Annotated in this window: 21 protein-coding genes and 1 pseudogene; 7 read left to right on the forward strand and 15 right to left on the reverse strand. The window is 68.7% G+C overall.

Features of this window, described 5'->3' with window-relative positions; genetic code table 11:
• Positions 1 to 8 precede the first annotated feature (8 nt).
• Entirely contained in the window at positions 9 to 998 is a 990-nt protein-coding gene (locus ACAM57_RS09620) for a Bug family tripartite tricarboxylate transporter substrate binding protein (protein ID WP_369661491.1), read from the forward strand.
• A gap of 17 nt (positions 999 to 1,015) precedes the next feature.
• Here the strand turns inward: ACAM57_RS09620 and ACAM57_RS09625 are convergent, their stop codons facing one another.
• Complete coding sequence (locus ACAM57_RS09625; protein WP_369661492.1) at positions 1,016 to 1,822, reverse strand: alpha/beta fold hydrolase; 807 nt, start codon at positions 1,820 to 1,822, stop codon at positions 1,016 to 1,018.
• A gap of 1 nt (position 1,823) precedes the next feature.
• Positions 1,824 to 3,134: an O-acetylhomoserine aminocarboxypropyltransferase gene (locus ACAM57_RS09630; protein ID WP_369661493.1), complete on the reverse strand. Its 1,311-nt coding sequence runs from the start codon at positions 3,132 to 3,134 to the stop codon at positions 1,824 to 1,826.
• Positions 3,135 to 3,301: 167 nt separating this feature from the next.
• Between ACAM57_RS09630 and ACAM57_RS09635 the strand changes: the two genes are divergently transcribed.
• Complete coding sequence (locus ACAM57_RS09635) at positions 3,302 to 3,754, forward strand: CBS domain-containing protein (protein ID WP_126024824.1); 453 nt, start codon at positions 3,302 to 3,304, stop codon at positions 3,752 to 3,754.
• A gap of 24 nt (positions 3,755 to 3,778) precedes the next feature.
• Here the strand turns inward: ACAM57_RS09635 and ACAM57_RS09640 are convergent, their stop codons facing one another.
• From ACAM57_RS09640 to ACAM57_RS09650, 3 genes and pseudogenes are all read right to left on the reverse strand, one after another.
• Positions 3,779 to 4,858, reverse strand: a complete 1,080-nt coding sequence (locus tag ACAM57_RS09640; RefSeq protein ID WP_369662416.1) for a nucleoside hydrolase — start codon at positions 4,856 to 4,858, stop codon at positions 3,779 to 3,781.
• A gap of 19 nt (positions 4,859 to 4,877) precedes the next feature.
• A complete protein-coding gene (locus ACAM57_RS09645) occupies positions 4,878 to 5,858 on the reverse strand; it encodes a Bug family tripartite tricarboxylate transporter substrate binding protein (protein ID WP_369661494.1) in 981 nt (326 codons plus the stop codon).
• Between the two features lie 8 nt (positions 5,859 to 5,866).
• Positions 5,867 to 6,918: pseudogene (locus ACAM57_RS09650) on the reverse strand (adenosine deaminase).
• Between the two features lie 142 nt (positions 6,919 to 7,060).
• On the opposite strand from ACAM57_RS09650, the gene ACAM57_RS09655 reads away from it, so the two are divergent.
• Positions 7,061 to 8,020, forward strand: coding sequence for a LysR family transcriptional regulator (locus tag ACAM57_RS09655; RefSeq protein WP_369661495.1), 960 nt, complete (start codon positions 7,061 to 7,063; stop codon positions 8,018 to 8,020).
• Here the strand turns inward: ACAM57_RS09655 and ACAM57_RS09660 are convergent.
• The 3 genes from ACAM57_RS09660 to ACAM57_RS09670 all read right to left on the reverse strand — a co-directional run bounded on the left by ACAM57_RS09660 (position 8,017) and on the right by ACAM57_RS09670 (position 11,100).
• Positions 8,017 to 8,643, reverse strand: a complete 627-nt coding sequence (locus ACAM57_RS09660) for an N-acetyltransferase (RefSeq protein WP_369661496.1) — start codon at positions 8,641 to 8,643, stop codon at positions 8,017 to 8,019. The two genes, ACAM57_RS09655 and ACAM57_RS09660, sit on opposite strands and share 4 nt — an antisense overlap.
• Positions 8,640 to 9,524 (reverse strand): universal stress protein, encoded by an 885-nt coding sequence (locus ACAM57_RS09665; RefSeq protein WP_369661497.1) that lies wholly within the window; start codon positions 9,522 to 9,524, stop codon positions 8,640 to 8,642. The genes ACAM57_RS09660 and ACAM57_RS09665 overlap by 4 nt, the downstream gene beginning before the upstream one ends.
• Before the next feature lie 355 nt (positions 9,525 to 9,879).
• Positions 9,880 to 11,100 (reverse strand): polyhydroxyalkanoate depolymerase, encoded by a 1,221-nt coding sequence (locus ACAM57_RS09670; RefSeq protein ID WP_369662417.1) that lies wholly within the window; start codon positions 11,098 to 11,100, stop codon positions 9,880 to 9,882.
• Positions 11,101 to 11,192: 92 nt separating this feature from the next.
• Here ACAM57_RS09670 and ACAM57_RS09675 point away from each other — a divergent pair, with 92 nt between their 5' ends.
• Positions 11,193 to 11,849, forward strand: coding sequence for a glutathione S-transferase (locus tag ACAM57_RS09675; RefSeq protein WP_184641438.1), 657 nt, complete (start codon positions 11,193 to 11,195; stop codon positions 11,847 to 11,849).
• Between the two features lie 21 nt (positions 11,850 to 11,870).
• Here the strand turns inward: ACAM57_RS09675 and ACAM57_RS09680 are convergent, their stop codons facing one another.
• Complete coding sequence (locus ACAM57_RS09680; RefSeq protein WP_369661498.1) at positions 11,871 to 12,701, reverse strand: helix-turn-helix domain-containing protein; 831 nt, start codon at positions 12,699 to 12,701, stop codon at positions 11,871 to 11,873.
• 111 nt (positions 12,702 to 12,812) lie between these two features.
• On the opposite strand from ACAM57_RS09680, the gene ACAM57_RS09685 reads away from it, so the two are divergent.
• Together ACAM57_RS09685 and ACAM57_RS09690 are read left to right on the forward strand one after the other, a co-directional pair.
• Entirely contained in the window at positions 12,813 to 13,799 is a 987-nt protein-coding gene (locus ACAM57_RS09685; protein WP_369661499.1) for a tripartite tricarboxylate transporter substrate binding protein, read from the forward strand.
• A 25-nt stretch (positions 13,800 to 13,824) separates the two neighbouring features.
• Positions 13,825 to 15,153, forward strand: coding sequence for a Rieske 2Fe-2S domain-containing protein (locus ACAM57_RS09690; RefSeq protein ID WP_369661500.1), 1,329 nt, complete (start codon positions 13,825 to 13,827; stop codon positions 15,151 to 15,153).
• On the opposite strand, the gene ACAM57_RS09695 is transcribed toward ACAM57_RS09690, so the two are convergent.
• From ACAM57_RS09695 to ACAM57_RS09720, 6 genes are read right to left on the reverse strand one after another with little or no spacing between them, the layout of a single operon-like run.
• On the reverse strand, positions 15,150 to 15,497 hold the full coding sequence (locus tag ACAM57_RS09695) for a DOPA 4,5-dioxygenase family protein (protein WP_369661501.1): 348 nt from the start codon (positions 15,495 to 15,497) through the stop codon (positions 15,150 to 15,152). The genes ACAM57_RS09690 and ACAM57_RS09695 overlap by 4 nt on opposite strands.
• A gap of 7 nt (positions 15,498 to 15,504) precedes the next feature.
• Positions 15,505 to 16,128, reverse strand: a complete 624-nt coding sequence (locus ACAM57_RS09700; protein ID WP_369661502.1) for a DUF4166 domain-containing protein — start codon at positions 16,126 to 16,128, stop codon at positions 15,505 to 15,507.
• Positions 16,129 to 16,133: 5 nt separating this feature from the next.
• Complete coding sequence (locus tag ACAM57_RS09705; protein WP_369661503.1) at positions 16,134 to 17,180, reverse strand: SRPBCC domain-containing protein; 1,047 nt, start codon at positions 17,178 to 17,180, stop codon at positions 16,134 to 16,136.
• Between the two features lie 42 nt (positions 17,181 to 17,222).
• The gene (locus ACAM57_RS09710; RefSeq protein WP_369661504.1) at positions 17,223 to 18,149 is read right to left on the reverse strand and encodes a cyclopropane-fatty-acyl-phospholipid synthase family protein; all 927 of its coding nucleotides are present in this window, start codon (positions 18,147 to 18,149) and stop codon (positions 17,223 to 17,225) included.
• Between the two features lie 30 nt (positions 18,150 to 18,179).
• On the reverse strand, positions 18,180 to 18,602 hold the full coding sequence (locus ACAM57_RS09715; protein ID WP_369661505.1) for a thiol-disulfide oxidoreductase DCC family protein: 423 nt from the start codon (positions 18,600 to 18,602) through the stop codon (positions 18,180 to 18,182).
• A 59-nt stretch (positions 18,603 to 18,661) separates the two neighbouring features.
• The gene (locus tag ACAM57_RS09720) at positions 18,662 to 19,255 is read right to left on the reverse strand and encodes a GbsR/MarR family transcriptional regulator (RefSeq protein WP_369661506.1); all 594 of its coding nucleotides are present in this window, start codon (positions 19,253 to 19,255) and stop codon (positions 18,662 to 18,664) included.
• 124 nt (positions 19,256 to 19,379) lie between these two features.
• Here ACAM57_RS09720 and ACAM57_RS09725 point away from each other — a divergent pair, with 124 nt between their 5' ends.
• Positions 19,380 to 20,474: a PA0069 family radical SAM protein gene (locus ACAM57_RS09725; protein WP_369661507.1), complete on the forward strand. Its 1,095-nt coding sequence runs from the start codon at positions 19,380 to 19,382 to the stop codon at positions 20,472 to 20,474.
• Positions 20,475 to 20,593 lie beyond the last annotated feature (119 nt).

Below are 20,593 nucleotides of genomic sequence, written 5' to 3' on the forward strand. Positions count from 1 at the left end.
CACGCACCATGGACATCGCCATCTCACGCCGTCGCTTCGGCCTGCTGCTTTCCGCTTCCGCCGTCCTGGGCACGCATTCACCCGCTTTCGCACAGGGCGCCTGGCCCGAGCGTCCGATCAGGCTGGTCGTGCCTTTCCCCCCGGGCGGCGGCACAGACCTGGTCGCGCGGGCCATGGGGCAGACGCTGTCGGAGCAGCTCGGCCAGCCCATCGTGGTCGACAACAAGCCCGGCGCGTCCACCATCATCGGCACCGACGCGGTCGCCAAGGCCGCGCCCGACGGCTACACGCTGCTGCTCTCGGGTTCGACCAGCTTCAGCGTGAACCCGGCCCTGCGCGCCAGGCTGCCCTACGACACGGTGCGCGACCTCGCGCCCATCGCCATCGTGGCGCGCACGCCCCTGGTGCTGGTGGTGGGCAAGGGCCAGCCCTGGCAGTCGCTGCCCGAACTCGTCGCGGCGGCCAAGGCCAAGCCGAAGAGCATCCGCTACGCCACTTTCGGGTCGGGCTCGGGGCCGCACCTGTCGGGTGAACTGTTCGCGCTGGCCGCGGGCATCCAGCTGCAGGACATTCCGTACAAGGGCAGCAGCCAGAGCTCGCTGGCGGTGATCGGCGGCGAGGTCGAGATCGCCATCGACACCGTGGCCGCCGTGGCGCCGCACGTGCGCGCGGGCAAGCTGCGCGCGCTGGGCATCGTGGGCGCGACGCGCTCCAGCATGTTGCCCGAGGTGCGCACGCTGGCCGAGCAGGGACTGCCCGAGGCCACCTTCGACGCCTGGTACGGCTTCGCCGCCCCTGCGCGCACGCCGGCGCCGGTGATCGACAAGCTCGCCCGCACGGTCGTCGCGACCATGGGCCACCCGGCGCTGCAGGCCCAACTGCGTGCGCAGGGCATGGAGCCGGTGGCCATCGGCGCGGCGGCGTTCCGCGCGCAGATGGAAGGCGAGATCTCGCGCTACCGCGCCCTTGCGCATCGCGCGGGGATCATGGCGGAGTAGATCGGGTCCCTGGAAGCTCAGGCGTTCAGGAAGTCGCGCAGCGCGAACAGCACCTCGTCGGGCGCCTCGCTCATCAGCGCGTGGCCCGCGTGCACCGTCACCACTTTCGCGTTGCGCGCCTTGCCCACCAGCGCCTTGGTGGCGCGCGGCGGCGTCATCTGGTCGGCGTCGCCGAGCAGGAAGAGCACCGGGCATTGCACCTTCTCGATGGCGGCCTCGCCGTTGGCGTAGTCGTTGCAGGCCTTGAAGCCGATGTGGAATACGTTCGCCTCGCGGTTGCTCGCGAGCACGCGGCGCATCAGCGCGCGCGAGCTGCCGTAGAGCCAGGTGCCCGGGCCGAGCGAGGAAGGCGGCGGCGCCAGCAGCGAATGCGAGAAGGTGTTGACCATGGCGATGGCGCGCTGCGGGTCGCTCACCGAGCTTTCGAGCAGCGCGGGCGACACCGCCATCGGGTAGGCCGTGCCGACCATCGCGAGCTGCGTGATGCGCTCCGGCGCGCGCGAGGCCGCCTCCAGCGCGATCAGCGAGCCGAAGCTGTGGCCGACCAGCGCGGCCTTCTGCACGCCGGCCGCGTCGAGCAGCGCGATCACGAACTGCGCAGCCTCCTCCACGCTGGCCGGCGGCGGGCCTTCGCTCTTGCAGTGGCCGGGCAGGTCGACTGCGAGCACGTTCCAGCCGTGGTTGGCGAACCAGCGGCTCTGCAGGATCCACACGCTGTGGTCGTTGAGCACGCCGTGGATGAAGACGACCGTGGGCTTGGCCGCATCGAAGGGCTTGCCGCCGGTGTAGCAGTAGGTGGCGTGGCCGTTGACGGTGTAGTTCATCTCAGGCACCTGCCTTTTCCGCGGCTTTCAGGGCGCGCTTCAGGTCGTCGATCAGGTCGACCGGGTCTTCCAGGCCGATCGACAGGCGGATCGTGCCCTGCGAGATGCCCGCGCCCGCCAGCGCCTCGTCGGTCATGCGGAAGTGCGTGGTGCTCGCGGGGTGGATCACCAGGCTGCGGCAGTCGCCCACGTTGGCCAGGTGGCTGAAGATCTTCAGCGTCTCGATGAAGGCCTTGCCCTGCGCGCGGCTGCCCTTGATGTCGAAGCTGAACACCGCGCCCGCGCCGCGCGCGCCGTGGCGCAGCAACTTCTGCGCGAGCGCATGGCTCGGGTGCGATTCGATCAGCGGATGCCCCACGCGCGACACGAAGGGGTGGCTCGCGAGGAATTCGACCACCTTCTGCGTGCTGTCGATGTGGCGCTCCATGCGCAGCGGCAGCGTCTCGATGCCCTGCAGGATCAGCCATGCCGTGTGCGGGCTCATCGAGGCGCCGAAGTCGCGCAGGCCCTCGCGGCGGGCGCGCAGCAGGAAGGCGCCCACGGTGCTTTCCTCGCTGAAGACCATGTTGTGGAAGCCGTCGTAGGCCTGCGTCAGCTCGGCGAATTTGCCGGATTTCTCCCAGTCGAAGCTGCCGCCGTCGACCACCACGCCGCCGATCACCGTGCCGTGGCCCGACAGGAACTTGGTGGCCGAGTGATAGACCAGGTCGGCGCCCCAGTCGAAGGGCTTGATCAGGTAGGGCGAGGTGAGCGTGGAATCGACCAGCAGCGGCACGCCCGCCTCGTGGGCGATGTCGGCCACGGCGGGGATGTCGAGCACGTCCAGCCCCGGGTTGCCCACCGTCTCGCCGAAGAAGAGCTTGGTCTCGGGGCGCACCGCGGCGCGCCAGCCGTCGAGGTCGCCGGGCTTCACGAAGGTGGTCTCGATGCCGAAGCGGCGCATCGTGTAGTGCAGCAGGTTCTGCGAGCCGCCGTACAGCGCCGTGCTGGCCACGATGTGCGAGCCCGCGCCCATCAGCGTGGCCACCGACAGGTGCAGCGCCGCCTGCCCGCTGGCGGTGGCGATGGCGCCGATGCCGCCTTCGAGCGCCGACACGCGCTGCTCCAGCACCGCGTTGGTCGGGTTGCTGATGCGCGAATACACGTGGCCGGCGCGCTCCAGGTTGAAGAGGGCGGCGGCGTGGTCGCTGGATTCGAAGACGAAGGAGGTGGTCAGGTGGATCGGCACCGCCCGCGCGCCGGTGGCGGGGTCGGGCGCGGCGCCGGCGTGCAGCGCGAGGGTGTCGAAACCGGGGTCGGAATATCCGGGCATGAGGGCCTTTCTCGTGTCTGAGCTGTTGTCTCCTGGCAATGCCCCGTTACGTCTGCAATTCATGCGTGCGCGACAGGGGCGCTCAGGTCGGCGTCGATTGTGGGCTATATTCAAAAACGGCACGCCCGCCGAGATAGCCGAGATTGAGTTCCCAGAGGAGCAAAACGATGAAAGTCAGCGACATCCTTCGCGTCAAGGGCAATACGCTCTTCACCATCACGCCAGACGACCTGCTGGCAGAAGCCGCCAAGACGATGGCGGAAAAGGACATCGGTTCGCTGGTGGTCATGGAGCACGGCGACCTGGTCGGCATGCTCACCTTCCGCGAGGTGATCGTGGCCATCGTTGGCAACGGAGGCCAAGTCGGCACCATGCAGGTCCGCAAGGTCATGGACGACGCCCCCGTCACCTGCACGCTCGAAACCGACCTCGACGAGATCCGCCGCATCATGCTGGAGCGCCACGCGCGCTACATGCCCGTGATGGACAAGCGCATGCTGATGGGCGTGATCAGCTTCTACGACGTGGCCAAGGCCGTGGTGGACAGCCAGAACTTCGAGAACAAGATGCTCAAGGCCTACATCCGCGACTGGCCCGAGGAAGACGAGAAGGCCGGCTGAGCGTCTCCGGCCTTTCTTACCGCATCAGGGCAGGCGCGCGATCTGCGCCTGCAGCAGGGAGTAGAAGCCCTCGGTATCAGCCTCGCTGATCCACAGCGTGTTGGGCGTGCGGCGGTTGTAGCCACGGAAGTCGACCACCGTCGCGCCGGTCGTGAACTCGCCCTTGGTCTCCACATCCACGCTCACCTTCGCGCCCTTGAAGAGCTCGGGCTTCAGCAGGTAGGCGATCACGCACGGGTCGTAGATCGGCCCCACCGCCACGCCCCGGCGGCGCAGGCCGTAGGCCATCATCGAATCGAAGATGTCCGCCACCACCTTGCCGGCGTTGTTGCCCATGGCGCGGAAGGGCGCGATGCGCTCGGGCGTCAGCAGCACGCGGCGCGCCGCGTCGTGCGACATGGCCGTCACCGGCACGCCGCTGCGGAACACGATCGAGGCGGCCTCCGGGTCGGCATACACGTTGAAGGTGGCGGCCGGCGTGATGTTGCCGCCCACGCCCCAGGAGCCGTCCATCACCACGATCTCGGCAACGGCCGGCTTGATGTCGGGCGCCGAGTTGAGCGCGGCCGCGAAGTTGGTGAGCGGCGCCAGGCCCACGAGCGTGATGCTCTTCGACGGCGCGGCGCGCAGCGTCTCGATGATGTACTGCACCGCGTGCTTCGGCTCCAGCGGGCCGCGCGGCTCGTGCAGCACGGGGCCTTCCATGCCGGTCTTGCCATGCACGTCGTCGGCGAAGATGGGTTCGCGCACCAGCGGGCGCGGGTAGCCGGCGTAGACCGGAATCTCGGGCCGGTTGGCCCAGTCGCGCACGATGCGCGCGTTCTTCTCGGTCACCGTCAGCGGCAGGTTGCCCACGCTGACGGTCAGCGCCCTGATGTCGAGCCGGTCGGTGGCGGCCATGGCCATCAGCAGGGCGATGGCGTCGTCCTGGCCGGGGTCGGTGTCGATGATGACCTGGCGTTTGCCGGCCACGGCAGGCAGCCGGGTGGCGGGCGTGCCCGCGAGCGCCTGCGCCAGCTCGGTGGGGCTCGGACTTTGGGCCCATGCCATGCCGGCGAGGCCGGCGGCGGATGCACCCAGCAGCAGGGTGCGGCGGGACAGCATGGGCTTCCTGGTCACGCGCTCACTCCTTGATGTTGGCGGTCTGCACGATCTTCTGGTTGCGCGCGTACTCGGCCTGCACGAACTTCGCGAACGATTCCGGCGTGCCGCTGCCCGGCAGCGCGCCTTGCTCCACCAGTTTGCTGCGCACGCCTTCTTCCTGCAGCACCGCGTTGAGCTCCTGGTTGATGTGCGCGACCACGGCCGGCGGCGTTTTCGCGGGTGCGAAGATGCCGGTCCAGCTCACCATGTCGAAGCCCCTGAGGCCGGGCATCTCGTCGAAGGTGGGCACGTTGGGCAGCGCGGCCAGCCGCTTGGTGCCGGTGATGCCCAGCGCCTTCAGCCGCTTGCCGTTCACATGCGGAATCGCGCTGGTGCTCACCAGCATCGCCAGGTCGACCTGCTCGCCGATCACGTCGGTGGCGATCTGCGCGCCGCCGCGGTAGGGCACGTGGGTGACGAAGATGCCGCTGCGCTCCTTCAGCAGCTCCATCGCCAACTGCAGCACCGTGCCCACGCCCGAGGTCGCGTAGTTGTACTTGCCGGGCCTGGCCTTGGCGAGCTTCACGAAGTCGGAGAAGGTCTGGGCCTCGAGGCCGGGCCGCGCTACCAGCACCATCGGCGCGGTGTTGAGCATGCCCACCGGGGCGAGGTCTTTCAGCGGGTCGAAGCGGAAGGCCGAGGGGTTCACCAGCTTGCCGATGGCGATGGCACTGTCGGGGCCCGCCACCAGCGTGTAGCCGTCGGGCGCCGCGTTCACCGCCTTGGCCACGCCGATAGCGCCGCCCGCGCCGGCCACGTTCTCGACCACCACCGACTGCTTGAGCCGCTCGCCGAGGCGCTGGGCTACCAGGCGCGCGTTCACGTCCACGCTGCCGCCGGCCGTGAAGGGCACGATCAGCGTGATGGGCTTGGCGGCGGGCCATGCCGCCTGTGCGAGGGCGGCGGTGGGAAGGGCGGCGCAGAGCGCAGCGGCGAGGAGCAGGCGGCGGGGCGTGTTCATGGCGTGGGTCATTCGTGGTTGGTGGGGGCGGGTTCGGTGTCGAGCCGGGCGCGCAGCGCGTCGAACTCGGCGCTCCATTGCGTGCGCCATTCGCGGCGCTGCGCCTCGTCGATCCATGCGCCGTCGAGGCCATTGAGCATGAAGCCGCGCAGGTCGTCCAGGCCGAAGCCGAAGTCGCGCACCATCATCAGCCAGGCCTGCGTGGGCGTGACCTTGTGCAGCGTCGGGTCGTCGGTGTTGGGGTGGATGCGCAGGCCCAGGCCGGGCATGCGGCGGATGGGGTGGTCCAGCGCCCAGCGCTCGGGCGGCAGCGTGCGCAGGTAGTAGGAGTTGGTGGGCACGACGGTGAAGATCACGCCGCGCTCGGCGCAGCGGCGCGCGTAGTCGGGCTGGTCGATCACCGTGTAGCCGTGGTCGATGCGGTCGACCTGCAGTTCGTCGAGCGCGGTGCGCACGTTGGTCCAGGGCATGCCGAACTCGCCGGCGTGCGCGGTGGTCTTCAGGCCGGCCTTCTTCGCGTCGGCATAGGCCCGGGCGAACAATTCCGGCGGACGGTCGACCTCGCGGTAGTCGATGCCGATGCCGATCACCTCATCGCAGCGGTTGGCCTTCACCCACTCGACCATCTCCACGGCCGCCTCGGGGCTGGCCTCGCGGTCGATGGCGGCGATGAGACGGCCCGAGATGCCGAATTCCGTCTTCGCATCCTGGATGGCGCGCACGATGGCGCCCTGCGCGAGGGGGTAGGCGATGCCCGACTCATGCACCGTGCCGGTCGGGTTCCAGAAGAACTCCGCATGGCGCACGTTGTGGGCGGCCGCGTCCTGCAGGTATTCGAACGTGAGCTGATAGAGGTCGCCGGGGCTGCGCACCAGCTGGGCGTCGAGCGCGCGCAGCACCCGCAGCACGCCGACGGGCTTCTCGCCGCGTGTGTAGAGCCCTCGATCTCGTCGTCAGCCAGCGGCGAGCCGGCGCGGCGGTTGAACTGCTTGAAGGTTTCGTGGCGCACGGTGCCGAACAGGTGGCAGTGCAGCTCGGCCTTGGGCATCGCGTGCAGCATCTGTTCCAGCGTGAGGGGCGCTGCAGAGGCAACGGGCGCGGACGTGGGACTGGTCATGGCGGCAGTCTAGTAATGGCGTCCTCATAAGGAAAATTTTGAATTTCTATAATTTGATTCACTGAATCAATAACCGAGGTTCGCCATGGCCGCCTTGCCCCTGCGCGCGCTCACGCTGCGCCAGCTCCAGTTCTTCTCGGTGCTGGTGGAAGAAGGCCAGTTCGGCCGGGCGGCGCGGCGGCTGGCCATCACGCAGCCGGCCCTGAGCAACGCCATCAAGCAGATGGAAAAGCTGCTCGGCGCAGAGCTGCTCACCCGCTCGACCCATCGCCTGGAACTCACGCCCGTGGGCGCCGAAGTGCTGGCGCGTACCGACTTCCTGGTCAACACCTTCGAGGTGGCGCTGCGCGACATCGAAAGCACCGTGCAGCGCGGCCGGGCCTATGTGCGCGTCGGCGTGATCCCCTCGGCCAGCGCGCGCGTGGCGGCCGCCGCCAGCGAGTTCCTGCAGACGGAAGGCCGGCGCGAGGTGGAGCTGTCCTGGCGCGACGCCCCATCGAACACGCTGCTGTCCGAACTGCGCAGCGGCCAGATCGACATGGCCGTGGCCGCCATTACCGAGCCGCCGGGCGGGCTGACCTGCATCGACCTGTTCCGCGATCCGCTGGTGCTGGTGGTGCGGCGCGACCACCCGCTGGCGGCGGCCGGCGACGCGAGCTGGGAGGCCATCGGCAAGGAGCGGCTGGTTCTCTTCGAAAGTGGCAGCATGCCCGCGCTGGGCAACCCGGCGCGCGCGCAGTTCGCGCAGGGGCCGCAGCCGTACCGCGTGAGCTACTCCGAGACGCTCTATGCGCTGGTGCGCGGCGGACAGGCGCTGGGGCTGATGCCGCGCCTGTACACCTCGTCGCTGCGCGACCCCGAACTGGCTGTGGTGCCGCTGCTGAAGCCGCGCGTCGAGCGCCGCGTGGTGCTGGCCTACCTGCCGGGGCCGATGCGCAACGTGGTGGCGCAGGCGCTCATCGCATTCCTGCGCGAGCGGCTGCCGCAGGCCGGCGAAGCGACGGTGCGGCGCGTGAACGGCAAGGGCGCGCGGGCGCGGCGCTAAGCCATCTGCGTCTCGAGGCGGAAGCGCTCCAGCGTCCAGCCTTCGCCGAGCAGGAACATGCGCGTGTGCAGCCCGGCAAGCGTTTCACTCTCGACCTCGCGGCCCAGGTAGCTCAGCTGCTTGTTCCGCAGGTCGGCGAAGCCCGCCTCGTAGCGGCTCGACAGGCTCTGCCAGAGCGCATGCGCGCCCGGCGACTGCCGCGCGCCGCTCATGAGGCAGAGGCCCCGGTCCAGCGCCCAGCGGTAGACGGCGGAAGCCAGCCCGCGCCGCTGCCAGGCCGGGTCGTATTGCGAATGCGGTGCGCGGATGTGGCGCTCCGCCCTGCGGCTCAGTTCGATCAGCCGGTTGAACACGGTGTAGCCGACCAGCCTGTCTCGGCGCAGGTCCTCGATGTAGACGTACAGCTCGCCGTCGGCTTCGCGACAGCGTGCGCGCAAGCCGGGGTCATCGAGCACGAGGCCCGGCATGTCCTGCAGGCGGTCTCGCAGGGCGCGCATGCGTTCGTGGACGGGCGCGAGCGTGGCCTTGCCCGGATCGACGTCGATGCGCAGCTCGGCCGGCCTGGGGCGCCAGTCCGGCAGCGAGGGGAAGGAGAACATGAATGGCGGTGCCAGCGATGTCATGCCGCACTCCGCCGGACCGCCGGCGTGGAACTCGGTGCCTGCATGCCATGAGGCACCACGAGCACGTCGCCCGTGGACCACCGCAGCACCCGCAGCGCCACGCTGCCGAGCAGGAAATCCGTCAGCGCCGAACGTCTGCGCTTGCCGACCACCAGCAGGTCGGCTCCGCTGTACTGTTGCTGGACGGCCGCCTGCCGCGCCGGGTCGCCGCGGCCGACCGACGAGACGACGCGGTTGCGGCGCGCGCTCGACGCATCCGACAGCCACAGCATGCGTTCGCGCGCATGGCGGGCGCAGGTGTGGCGGTAGGCATCGATGGCGTGCGCCGACACGTCCGCACAGCGCAGCTTGCCTTCGTGCATGGGCGTGAAGGCGTGGAACAGCTCGACGTCGGCCTGCGCGTCGAAGGCGCAGGCGAGGTCGACCAGCGGACGCGACGCCTCCATGAGATCGACCGCGACCAGCATGCGCCGGTAGCCGCCGGGCTGCGCGTCGAGCCGCGCGACCAGCACCGGCCGCTGCGCCGCCCGCAGCAGCCGCTCGGCCGGCTGGCCCCGGAAGAAGGCTGCGAGCGAGCGGTCGGGCTCGTCGCCGATCACCACGAGATCGTACCAGCGCGCCTCGAGCGCGGTGTCCTCGAGCCGCCCGCGCGTGCCGTCGATCTTCTTGACGAGGATGCCGAAGCGCTCGGCCACCTCAAGGCACACCGCGCCAAGGCCGCCTGCCGTATCGGCATCGGCTGGGCCCGCGAAGGCCGCGGGCGCGTACATGATCTTCAGCAGCGCGCCGTGCGCCGCCGCGATGGAGGCCGCGCGCACCACCGTGCGCAGTCCGTGCGCCGACAGGTCGGTGACCGCCAGGATCGATTGGATGTTGTTCATCGCCGGTGTTCTTTCCGCATGACGAGGCCCATCGCCGGCCGTGGTGAAGCGGCTGGCGACAGGCGAATGAATCAGCGAGGGAAAGCGCGGAGCGCCCGCATGGGCGCGCTACCGCGCGGGGCTTGGGCCCGGCGGTCGATGAAGATGTGCTGAAGAAGGGGGAAGGAAGAGGCTGACCGCCGGGCTCAGAGATCTGCGAGGGTCTGGTGCGACCCCGCGGCGGTCCGCGCAGTGAAGACTGCGCGCGGCGTGCTGCGGATCAAGGGCTGGCGTTGCATGGCGGCCGAGTGTAGGAAGACCGGCGCACAAGGGCAAACAAAGGCCTCACGGCCCTTGCCAGATTGTTTTTGCTCTCTCAGCCGTTCAGCTCGGCTGCCGCATGGATCGTCTCGCGCACGCGCGGATAGATCTGCGCATTCCACTTGCTGCCGCTGAACACGCCGTAGTGTCCGACGCCGGCCTGCAGGTGATGCGCCTTCATGTAGGGCCGGATGCCGGTGCACAGGTCTTGCGCCGCCACCGTCTGCCCCACGGAGCAGATGTCGTCACGCTCGCCCTCCACAGTGAGCAGCGCCGTGCGGCGGATGGCGGCCGGGTTCACGGTGCGCTCGCCCACGGTGAGTCTGCCCAGCGGCAGGTCGTAGGTCTGGAACACGCGCTCCACGGTCTCAAGGTAGAACTCGGCAGGCAGGTCGTTCACGGCCAGGTACTCGTCGTAGAAGGTGCCGATGGTGCGGGCCTTCTCGATGTCGCCCTCGACCAGGTGGCTGTACATGTCCTCGAACTGCTTCTTGTGGCGCTCCGGGTTCATGCTCATGAAGGCCGACAGCTGCAGGAAGCCCGGGTACACGCGCCGCATCATGCCGGCGTGCGGCCACGGCACGTGGCTGATGAGGTTGCGCCGGAACCAGTCGATGGGCCGGTCGGTCGCGAGCTTGTTCACCGCGGTCGGGTTGATGCGGCAATCGACCGGGCCCGCCATCAGCGTCAGGCTGCGGGGCGTGGCGGGGTTGCCATCCTCGGCCATCAGCGCGGTGGCGGCCAGGGCGGCCACGCAGGGCTGGCAGACGGCCACCATGTGCACGCCCGGGCCGACGGCCTCCAGGAAGCGGATGAGCTGCAGCGTGTAGTCGTCCAGCCCGAAGCCGCCATGCCACAGCGGCACGTCGCGCGCGTTGTGCCAGTCGGTCAGGTACACGTCGTGGTCGCGCAGCAGGGTGCGCACCGTTTCGCGCAGCAGCGTGGCGAAATGGCCCGACAACGGTGCGGCCAGCAGCACGGGCGGATGCACCGCATCGGTGTCCTTGCGGAAGTGCAGCAGGGTGCCGAAGGGGGAGATGAGGGTTTTCTCCTCGTGCACGGCCACCTCGGTGCCGTCGGAAACCACGCTGTGGATGCCGTAGTCGGGCCGGGTGTGGGTCAGCCGCATGCGCGAGAACACCTCGAACTGGGCGGCCATGCGCCGCATCATGGTGCGCTCGGTGCCTTCCTTCCACAGCGCCTTGGCCATGTACTGCGCCGCGAGCCGCGCCGGGGAGAGCAGGTCGGCTTGGTTCTGGTAGGCCCGGTACAGCATGGGCATCGCGCAGGCAAGTTGCGGGCCAGCCGCATGGCATGGGGCTTGCACGCGGCACGGGCAAAGGCGCAACGCCCAAGGAGAGCTCCGAGATGGCCAAACCCGTACTCACCATCAGCAGCAAGAACTACGGCGCCTGGGCGCTGCGCGGCTGGCTGATGTGCAGGCTGGCGGGGCTGGACTTCAGCGAGAAGGTGATCCCGCCCGACGACCCGGCCATGAAGGCCGAGATGCTGCTGCTGTCGTCCTCGATGCTGGTGCCCTCGCTGCAGCACGGCGGCGTGAAGGTGTGGGACACGCTGGCCATCGGCGAGTACCTCAACGAGATCAAGCCCAAGGCCGGCCTGCTGCCCTCCGACATCGCGGCCCGCGCCCACTGCAGGGCCATCTGCGGCGAGATGCACTCGGGCTTCGCCTCGATGCGCGGCGCGCTGCCGATGAACATCAAGGCCCATTTCAAGAACTTCAAGGTGTGGTCGCGCGCGCAGGCCGACATCGACCGCATCGTCGCCATCTGGCGCGAGTGCCTCAAGGCCTACGGCGGCCCGTTCCTCTTCGGCAGCCAGCCGGGCATGGCCGACGCGATGTACGCGCCGGTGGTCACGCGCTTCCTGAGCTACGACGTGGCGCTCGACAGCGCCTGCGCCGCCTACTGCAAGCGCGTGATGGAGCTGCCGGCCATGAAGGAATGGGTGGCTGCCGCGAAGCAGGAGCCCGACGAGATCGACGAGCTCGACGCGGAGTTCTGAGCGCCGGCCCGGCTTCGCACTTCATGCATTCGTTGGAGGCGGCGGCCCGAAGCCGGCCTGCGCCAGCTTGCGTTCGATGCTCTGCGCGGCCTGCTGCATGTCGGCCAGGTGCGCGGATACGATCTCGCGCTCGCTCTTCACCGCGGGCAGCCAGGCGCAGCTGAGGCAGCCCACCACCCGATCTTCTTGCCGCAGCGGCACCGACACCGCGCCGAAGCGGTCGGGCGAATCCAGACTGGTCGAGGTCGGGTCGCGCGCCACGTAGCCGAGGTCGCGCGCATGCGCCACCATGCGGCGGATGTTCTCGGGGCGCCGCGCGCTGCGGTCGAAATCGTTCGGCGAGCGCGCCAGTGCGGCGAGGATTTCGCGCCGCTCTTCCTCGGGGCAGAACGACAGGTAGCAGCGGCCGAGCGACGACAGCAGCATCGGCGGCCGGAAGCCCAGCGCGCGGTAGTTGACCGCCAGGCCGTTGCGCGGCCGGTCGGTGTCGAGGATGAGCATCGCCGTGCCGTCGCGCACGCCCAGGTCGATGGGCCACGGCACCAGCCGCTGCAGCGTGGCGCGTGCAGGGGCAGCAAGCGCCGAAAGCCGCGTGCGCCATGCCGCCACGGGCCCCGACTGGCCGGTGGCCGACGCGGGCACGTAGCGCTTGTCGTGCTCGCTGCGTTCCACCCAGCCCGCCTGCTGCAGCGTCTTGAGGATGCGCAGCAGCGTGGCTTTCGACACGCCGGTCTGCCGGTGCAGCTCCTGCAGCGTGACGGCCGAGGAGCGCTGGATGGCCAGCATCACGTCGAGCCCGCGGCGCAGCGCGTCGATCGACTTCACGCTCTGCGTGCCCATGGTGTCGGACATGCCGGTCTCCAGAAAAAGGTTCACTCAGTGAAACTATATCTTCTGGCCGCGCAGCCTCGTTCCTACAGTGCGTTCGACCCCAACGTCGTCCCACCGAGAAGGAAAAAGAGCATGTTGTTTCACCACCGAAACGCGGCCCGTGCCGCTGCTGCAGCCGTTCTTTCGCTATGTGCCGCCACCGCGGCCGTGGCGCAGGCATGGCCCTCCAAGCCCATCACCATCGTCGTGGCCTACCCGGCGGGCGGCGACACCGACGCCATCGCGCGCACCTATGCCGAGAAGCTCTCGCAGCGCACCGGGCAGCCGGTGCTGGTCGACAACCGGCCCGGCGCGAGCGGCATGATCGGCAACGTGTGGGTCGCCAAGGCGCCCGCCGATGGCTACACGCTGCTCTTCACGCCCAGCACCTTTCCCATCGCGCAGCATGTGCTGAAGGCCGGCCCCGGCGTGGCGCACGACGTGGTGAAGAACTTCACCCCCGTCGTGAAGACCGGCAACATCCCGCTGCTGCTGGTGACCTCGCCCGCGAGCGGCATCCAGAGCGTCGCGCAGTTCGTGGCCGGGGCGAAGGCCGGCAAGACCGTCACCTACGGCACGCCGGGCGCGGGCTCGCCGATGCACATCGCGGGCGAATTGCTGAACAAGGACGCCGGCATCTCGGCCACGCACGCGCCGTATCGCGGCGTGGCGCCGGTGGTGAACGACACGCTGGGCGGCCACGTCAGCGTGGGCTGGATCACACCCGGCGCGGTGGCGGGCCACATCGCCACCGGCAAGCTGCTTCCGCTCGCGGTCGCGGAACGCCAGCGCACGAAGCTGATGCCCGAGGTGCCCACCTTCATCGAGCTGGGCTTCAAGGACGTGGACGTGAGCGCATGGATGGGCCTGCTCGGCCCGAAGGCGATGCCCGCCGACGTGGTGCAGGCGCTCAACAGGCACTTCAACGAGATCCTGAAGATGCCCGACGTGCAGGCAAGGATGGCCGCGCTAGGCATCGAACCCGTGGGCGGAGCGCCGGCCGTGCTGGCCAAGCAGATATCGGACGACGACCAGCGCTTCGGCAGGCTGGTGCGCGAGTTCGGCATCCGCGCCGATTGAAGACAAGCGACAAGGAGACCATTCGATGTTGAGCGAAGAGAAGAACCGCCTGCTGACCGAAGTAGGCCCTGGCAAGCCGATGGGCGATTACCTGCGCCGCTACTGGCATCCGATCGCCGGCGCCAGCGAGTTCGACGACAAGGCGGTGAAGCCGCTGCGCATCCTCGGCGAGGACCTGGTGCTCTACAAGGACCTGAGCGGCAACTACGGCCTGGTCGATCGCCGCTGCCCGCACCGCAACGCCGACATGTCGTACGGCTACGTCGAGCAATGCGGCCTGCGCTGCAGCTACCACGGCTGGCAGTACGACCAGAGCGGCCAGTGCGTGCATCAGCCCTTCGAGGAAACGCTGGACCCCGGCGCGCGCATGCGCAGGAACACGAAGATCAAGGCCTACCCGGTGCAGGAGAAGGCCGGTCTGCTCTGGACCTACATGGGCCCGCAGCCCGCGCCGCTGCTGCCCGACTGGGAGCTCTTCAACTGCGCGAACGGCTTCGCGCAGGCGGTGTTCGCCGAGATTCCGTGCAACTGGTTCCAGTGCCAGGAGAACTCCATCGACCCGGTGCACTTCGAGTGGACCCACAACAACTGGACCACGCGCCTGCAGGGCGACGAGGGGCCGTACGTGCCCACGCACCTGAAGCTGGCCTTCGAGGAGTTCGAGCACGGCTTCGTCTACAAGCGCCTGCGCGGCGGCGAGCGCGAGGACAACGTGATGTGGACCACCGGCCGCGTCACGCTGTGGCCCAACGGCTTCTTCCTGGGCCACCACTTCGAATGGCGCGTGCCCATCGACGACCACAACACGCTGAGCGTGTTGTGGGTGCTGAGCCGCGTGCCGAACGAACAGGAGCCTTACGTGCAGGAGCGCATTCCCTCCTGGTACGGACCCATCAAGGACCCGGCGACGGGCCGCTGGATCACCAGCCATGTCGCCAACCAGGACTTCGTGGTGTGGGTAGGGCAGGGCACCGTCACCGACCGCACGCGCGAGAAGCTGGGCCAGAGCGACAAGGGCATCGTGATGATGCGGCGCCGCTTCTTCGAGGAGCTGGAGGCGATGCAGGCCGACCCGGCGCACGAGCCCAAGGGGCTGATCCGCGATCCGGAGAAGAACCGCGACGTGTTCCTGCCCTCGGCGTGCCGCGACGAGATGATCAACGGCCTGCCGCGCAGGGAGCTGGCGGCGCATCCGCTGCTGGGGCCGTATCTGAAGGACTTCTTCGGCCAGGCCGGGCAGCCCGACGAGGTGCGCGCGGCCTACGAGAAGGCCATCGGGCAGAAGGTGGAGGGCGCCACCTTCTTCAAGGTGCACGGGGCGGGCGTCGAGGAAGACGCCCGGGAAGAGGCCTAGCGGCGGAATACCCGCAGGTCGAGCTCGCTTTCCTCGCCCAGCCACATGGCGTGCGTCGTGTGGTCGGCGAGGTCGTCGCCCGTCACGCCGTGCACGAACACGTCGAGCCCGTCGCGGTTGGCTTCGAGCCAGCCGATGACCTGGTCGAACTCGGCGGCGTCGAAGGCGAGCTGGCAGCTCCAGTGCGGATGCGGGCCCACCAGCCGCTCGTGCACGCGGCCGACCACCACCATCAGCTCATGGCCCGCGCGTTCGCAGAGGGCCTTGGCCTGCGTGAGCGTGTCGGGGCCGAAATAGACGTGGGCGTGGTACTGGGCGTAGAGGTTTTCTGGGCGGCGAGGCATGGTGCGCTCATTGTGATCCTGTTCGCGGGCCGAGGTGGAAGCGCCCGCTGTAGCGGAACACGTCGCCGAACCAGCGGTGGCGCAGCAGCATCTTCATGGTGAAGCGGTCGGCGTCGGCCGGATCGGGCCGTTCCTCCACATAGGCCGTACCCATGAACAGGCCGAGCGGCAGCGGAATGCGCAGCCCCGCGACGCGCCAGACGTAGCCCAGGTCGCGGAACACCACCGCGCCTTCTTCCGCGCTCACCGCGAGGCGCATGCCGATGCCGAAGCGCACGTACTCGGTCACCTCGCTGCCATGGGCCGCGTCGTGCTCCATGTGCGAGCGGAAGTGGAAGAGCGGCCTGCCGGGAAAGTGGAAGACGCGGTCCCAGTGGAGCGTGGCGTTGTCGGGGCGGCAGCGGTAGTGCACCTCGATGGGCACTTCCTTGCCCTGGTGCGGCACCAGCGCGCCGAACAGCCGGCCGAAGGGCATCAGCAGCGCGGCCCACGGCGCGTGCCAGACCTCGTCCATGGTGCCGCGCACGCAGACATGGTCGTCGGAGAACGGCCTCATCGTGTAGTGGCGGCGGATGACCTCGCCTAGTCGGTCCCAGGCGGGGCCGAGCGCCTGCTGGAAGACGGGTTGCATCGTCGTCATCCTGCAGTAGCTGCTGTCGCGGCCTCGCTGCGCGCCTTGTAGAAGCGCAGGATGTTCTCCGAGGCATCGTTCAGCAGCAGATGCATGACACGGTCGGCATACCAGTTGAAGCTGGTGCTCAGCCGCCACGACACTGCCACGCGCAGCTCGGTGCCGCCGTCGCGCGGCGTCAGCGTGTAGGTGGCGTCGCGCAGGTCGAAGTAGTGGCCGCCGATCATCACGTGGTCGTCGAGCGCGCCGGCCGGGAAGGAGTCGGGCGAGAAGCGGAAGCGCCACTTCAGCAGGCGGTTGGGCTGCCACTCGGTGATGACTTCCTCGAAGTGCACGTTCTTCTGCCACTGCACCTGGCGCACGCGGCCCTCGGGTGTGTCGACGGTAATGCCCGACACCGGCATCGGCACGCCGATGCGGTAGGCCCATGCGTCGCCGACCTCGGCTGGGCGGATGTCGCTCGCGGCGTTGAGCTCGTGCCAAACGCGTTCGGCCGGCGCGGCGATGAAGAGCGTGCGCGAGGTGCTGGAGAACTGGTCGGGGTTGGGCAACTGGGGCTCGATGGCGCCGAGCACCAGCGGCAGCATCGCGAAGCTGTAGACGGCCTGCTTCGGCCAGTTGGTGATGCGGCACACGATGCCCATCGCCAGCCCGCCGACGCTGCCCATGGTGGCGAACAGCGGCACGATGACGATCGCGCAGATCAGCCCTTCGATGAACACCAGCAGCGTGCCGCCGACGAAGAGCGAGGTCGCCACCCACGGCGCCCAGATGTAGTAGCCCCAGCTGCGGCGCTCGATGCGCTCGGCCATGTACACCGTGACCGCGCCGCACACCGCGGGCACGAAGTAGACGAACGAAGCCAGCATGGCCGAGTAGGGCTTGCCGGGCGCGCTGCTGAAGAACAGGCGCAGCACCAGCGCGACCGCGGCACCGATGGCCATCGGCCAGAACCAGCCGAAGGGCATGCCGCGAACGGGCCTGGGCTGTGCTTCCTGCGGTTCGACGGGTGCCATCTCGGCGAGCCTGCTTTCTTCGGGGACGTTTTGCATGAAAAGCCTCTTCTCCTCTTTCTGTCTGTATTCGTGTCGTGCTCAGTCGGCGCGGCGCGTGGCGGTGACCATGCAGTAGTCGAAGTCGCGCCAGAACATGCCCAGCGCCAGTGCGCAGTAGCTGGCCACGATGTGCTTGCGCCGCCACGGGCTGAGCCTGCCGCGCGCCTTCCAGAGTTCGGCCAGCGTGAAGCGGGTGGCCAGCATGGGGATGTGCAGCGCGCTGGGCGCGACGCGCCAGCGCAGCGACTTCACTTCGACGTCTTCGAAGCCGTTCTCGTGCAATGCGGCAACGAAGTCTTCGCGCACGGCCAGCGTGGGCACGGCCCAGCTGTCGGCCCACAGGCGGTGCAGCCAGCTTGCGAGCCGGCCTGGGTTGCGGCGCAGCAGGAAGCCGTCGACCACCGCGAGGCGCGCACCGGGCTTGAGCAGTCGCGCGGCTTCGCGGATGAAGTCGGCCTTGTCGGTGCCGCCGGCATAGCAGGCGCTTTCTACAGCCCACGCGCCATCGGCCTGCGCGGCGGGCAGGCCGGTGCGGGTGTAGTCGGCCTCGATGTGCGCCATGCGGTCCGCCACGCCCGCAGCGGCGTCGAGCTTCGCGGCGATGCGGTTCTGCACGGCGACGTTGGTCACGGTGATGGCATAGAGCGATGCGTGGTCGCCGACCAGCGTGCGCGCGGTCGCGCCGGCGCCGCAGCCCATGTCGATCACGCAGCGACGGGGCGCATCGTCGAGGCGCAGCGCACGGCCGACCACGCGGTTCATCTCGACCAGCATGCCCTCGCGCCGCAGCGGGTTCAGCCCCGCGCGCCAGAAGCCGAAGTGCATGTTGTAGCTGGGGCTCCAGGCGCTGTAGTCGGTCGCGACCTCGGTGAAGTAGTCCTGCGTGTCCTCGGCCGTGATGGGGGCGCCGGTGTGCTCGACAGTTCCGCGCGGCATGCGGAAGTCGGGCTGGAAGACGGTGGGCATGGTTGGTTCCCTCGTGTGGTTGTTTCTTCTTCAGATGCGGCAGTTGCCGTCATCGCATGAAGGGGCGACGCGTCCCGCCAGCCTGGCGGCCAGCCAGCGCGGAATGCGGTAGCGGTTGCGTGCCAGCAGCGCATAGGCGCGATCGGCCAGCGGCGCGACCAGCGGCAGGTCGAGCAGCAGGCCGCCGCTGGACAGGCCCACCGCCGCGCGGCAGATGCGGATGGCCGGCACGCCGACGTGCACCTTGCCGTCGGCGCTGGAGACGTGGATGGCCGCCATCAGCGCCTCGCGCGGTGCCGGGCCGCCGGTGAAGCCGATGGGCGAGCAGTCGACCAGTTGAAGCCGGCCGGCAGCGTCGCGTGCCTTGAGGGCGCCCATTTCGGCGGAGCAGATCGCGCAGCTTGCATCGAAATAGATCGTGAGCGGGTAGACAGGTGTTGCGATGTGGCTCATGGCGTTCTTTGTTCTCGATATTTCTGTCAAAACAGAAATTATTGGGCAAAAAAAGAGACTCAGATCATGGGCAGGCTGGCGTGGTGCGCGTCCGGGTCTTCGCCCTTGTCACCCTTGCCGCCTTGCGACGAATCGCCGCGAACGAACTTCTGCACGCTGGCACCCAGCGTCATCACCTTGTCGAGCGTGCCGGGCGACAGCCGCAGCATCTCGTCGGCCCAGGTGGCCAGCTTCTCCATGAGCTCCATCGTGGAGCGGATGCGGTCCTGCGCGTCGGCGGGCTCCTTCTGGAAGTCGGGGCTGGACACCAGCTCGCGCAGCACGCGCACCGTGGGGTCGAACTCGCGCTCCTTGCGCTCGCGCACCACGGTGCGGAACAGCTCCCACACGTCGACGCTGGTCTCGAAGTAGTCGCGCCGGTCGCCCAGCGTGTGGGTGATGCGGACCAGGTTCCAGGCCTGCAGTTCCTTCAGGCTGTTGCTGATGTTGGAGCGGGCCACGCCGAGCGTGTCGCACAGCTCCTCGGCGTTCATGGGCTTGCCGTAGGCGAAGAGCAGGGCGTGGATCTGCGAGACGGTGCGGTTGACGCCCCACAGCGAGCCCATTTCGCCCCAGTGCAGGACGAACTTGCGTTGGATGTCGGTGAGTTCCATGGCGCCGAGTTTAGGATTCTCGAAATTTCTGTCAAGAAAGAAATTAAAAAATCGGCAATGACAGTGAATCAGTGGAATACTGTATGAATAAACAGTAAATCGAGTTGCCAAGGAGTCGCCGACCATGCCAGCCGCCTTCATTCCCATCCACGCCATCAAGGGCCGCGGCGCGGCCACGCACATCGCACACCGTTTCTCCAAGGACGAGCGCGACGCCTTCGACGACGGCTGGGGCACGCTGGAAGAAGGCGCGGCCGAGGCCGAGACGCTGCAGCCCCTGGCCACCGAGGTGCGCTTCGAGGACGTGAAGTCGGCCCTCAACGAGAACGACTCGCCCGACATCTACTTCGACCGCTCCCTCAACCCCTACCGGGGCTGCGAGCACGGCTGCATCTACTGCTTCGCGCGGCCCACGCACAGCTACCTCAACCTGTCGCCAGGCCTCGACTTCGAGACCAAGCTGATCGCCAAGCGCAACATCGCCGAGGTGCTGCGCACCGAGCTCGGGCGCAAGAGCTACCGGCCCAGCTACATCGCCATCGGCACCGCCACCGACTGCTACCAGCCCATCGAGCGCGAACTGCGGCTGACGCGCTCGGTCATCGAGCTGCTGGGCGAGGCGCGGCACCCGTTCGCCCTGGTCACCAAGTCGAGCGCCATCGAGCGCGATCTCGACCTGATCGCGCCCATGGCCGCCGACCACCTGGCGGCCGTCTACATCACCGTGACCACGCTCGACGGCGACCTCGCCCGCAAGCTGGAGCCCCGCGCCGCGGCGCCGCACCGGCGGCTGCGCACCATCCGCACGCTCACCGAGGCCGGCGTGCCGGTGGGCGTGAGCGTGGCGCCGCAGATTCCCTTCGTGACCGAAGACATGGAACAGGTGCTCGAAGCCGCATGGGAGGCCGGCGCGCGCAGCGCCTTCTACACGGTGGTGCGGCTGCCGTGGGAAGTGGCGCCACTCTTCAAGGAATGGCTGGCGCTGCACTACCCGCAGCGCGCCGACCGCATCATGGCGCGCATCCACGAAATGCGCGGCGGCAAGGACTACGACGCCGACTTCGCCACGCGAATGAAGGGCTCGGGCCTGTGGGCCGACCTGATCCACCAGCGTTTCCAGAAGGCGACGAACCGCCTGGGCTACAACCGCGAGCGCATTCCACTCGATATTTCCGCGTTCCGCCCGCCGGGCGCGGCGGGGCAGGGCAGCCTGTTCTAGGGCCTGTTCACACTATTTCCGGGGTCGCGAAGGGCAGCCAGGGCGGGCCACTCGGCGTTGCGTTCCTAGCGTGTGCGCATGCACACGCGTCGTCACGCGCCTTGATTGGCCCGCCCTGG

Source organism: Variovorax sp. V15 (assembly GCF_041154425.1).
In the GTDB taxonomy this organism is placed as follows: domain Bacteria; phylum Pseudomonadota; class Gammaproteobacteria; order Burkholderiales; family Burkholderiaceae_C; genus Variovorax; species Variovorax guangxiensis.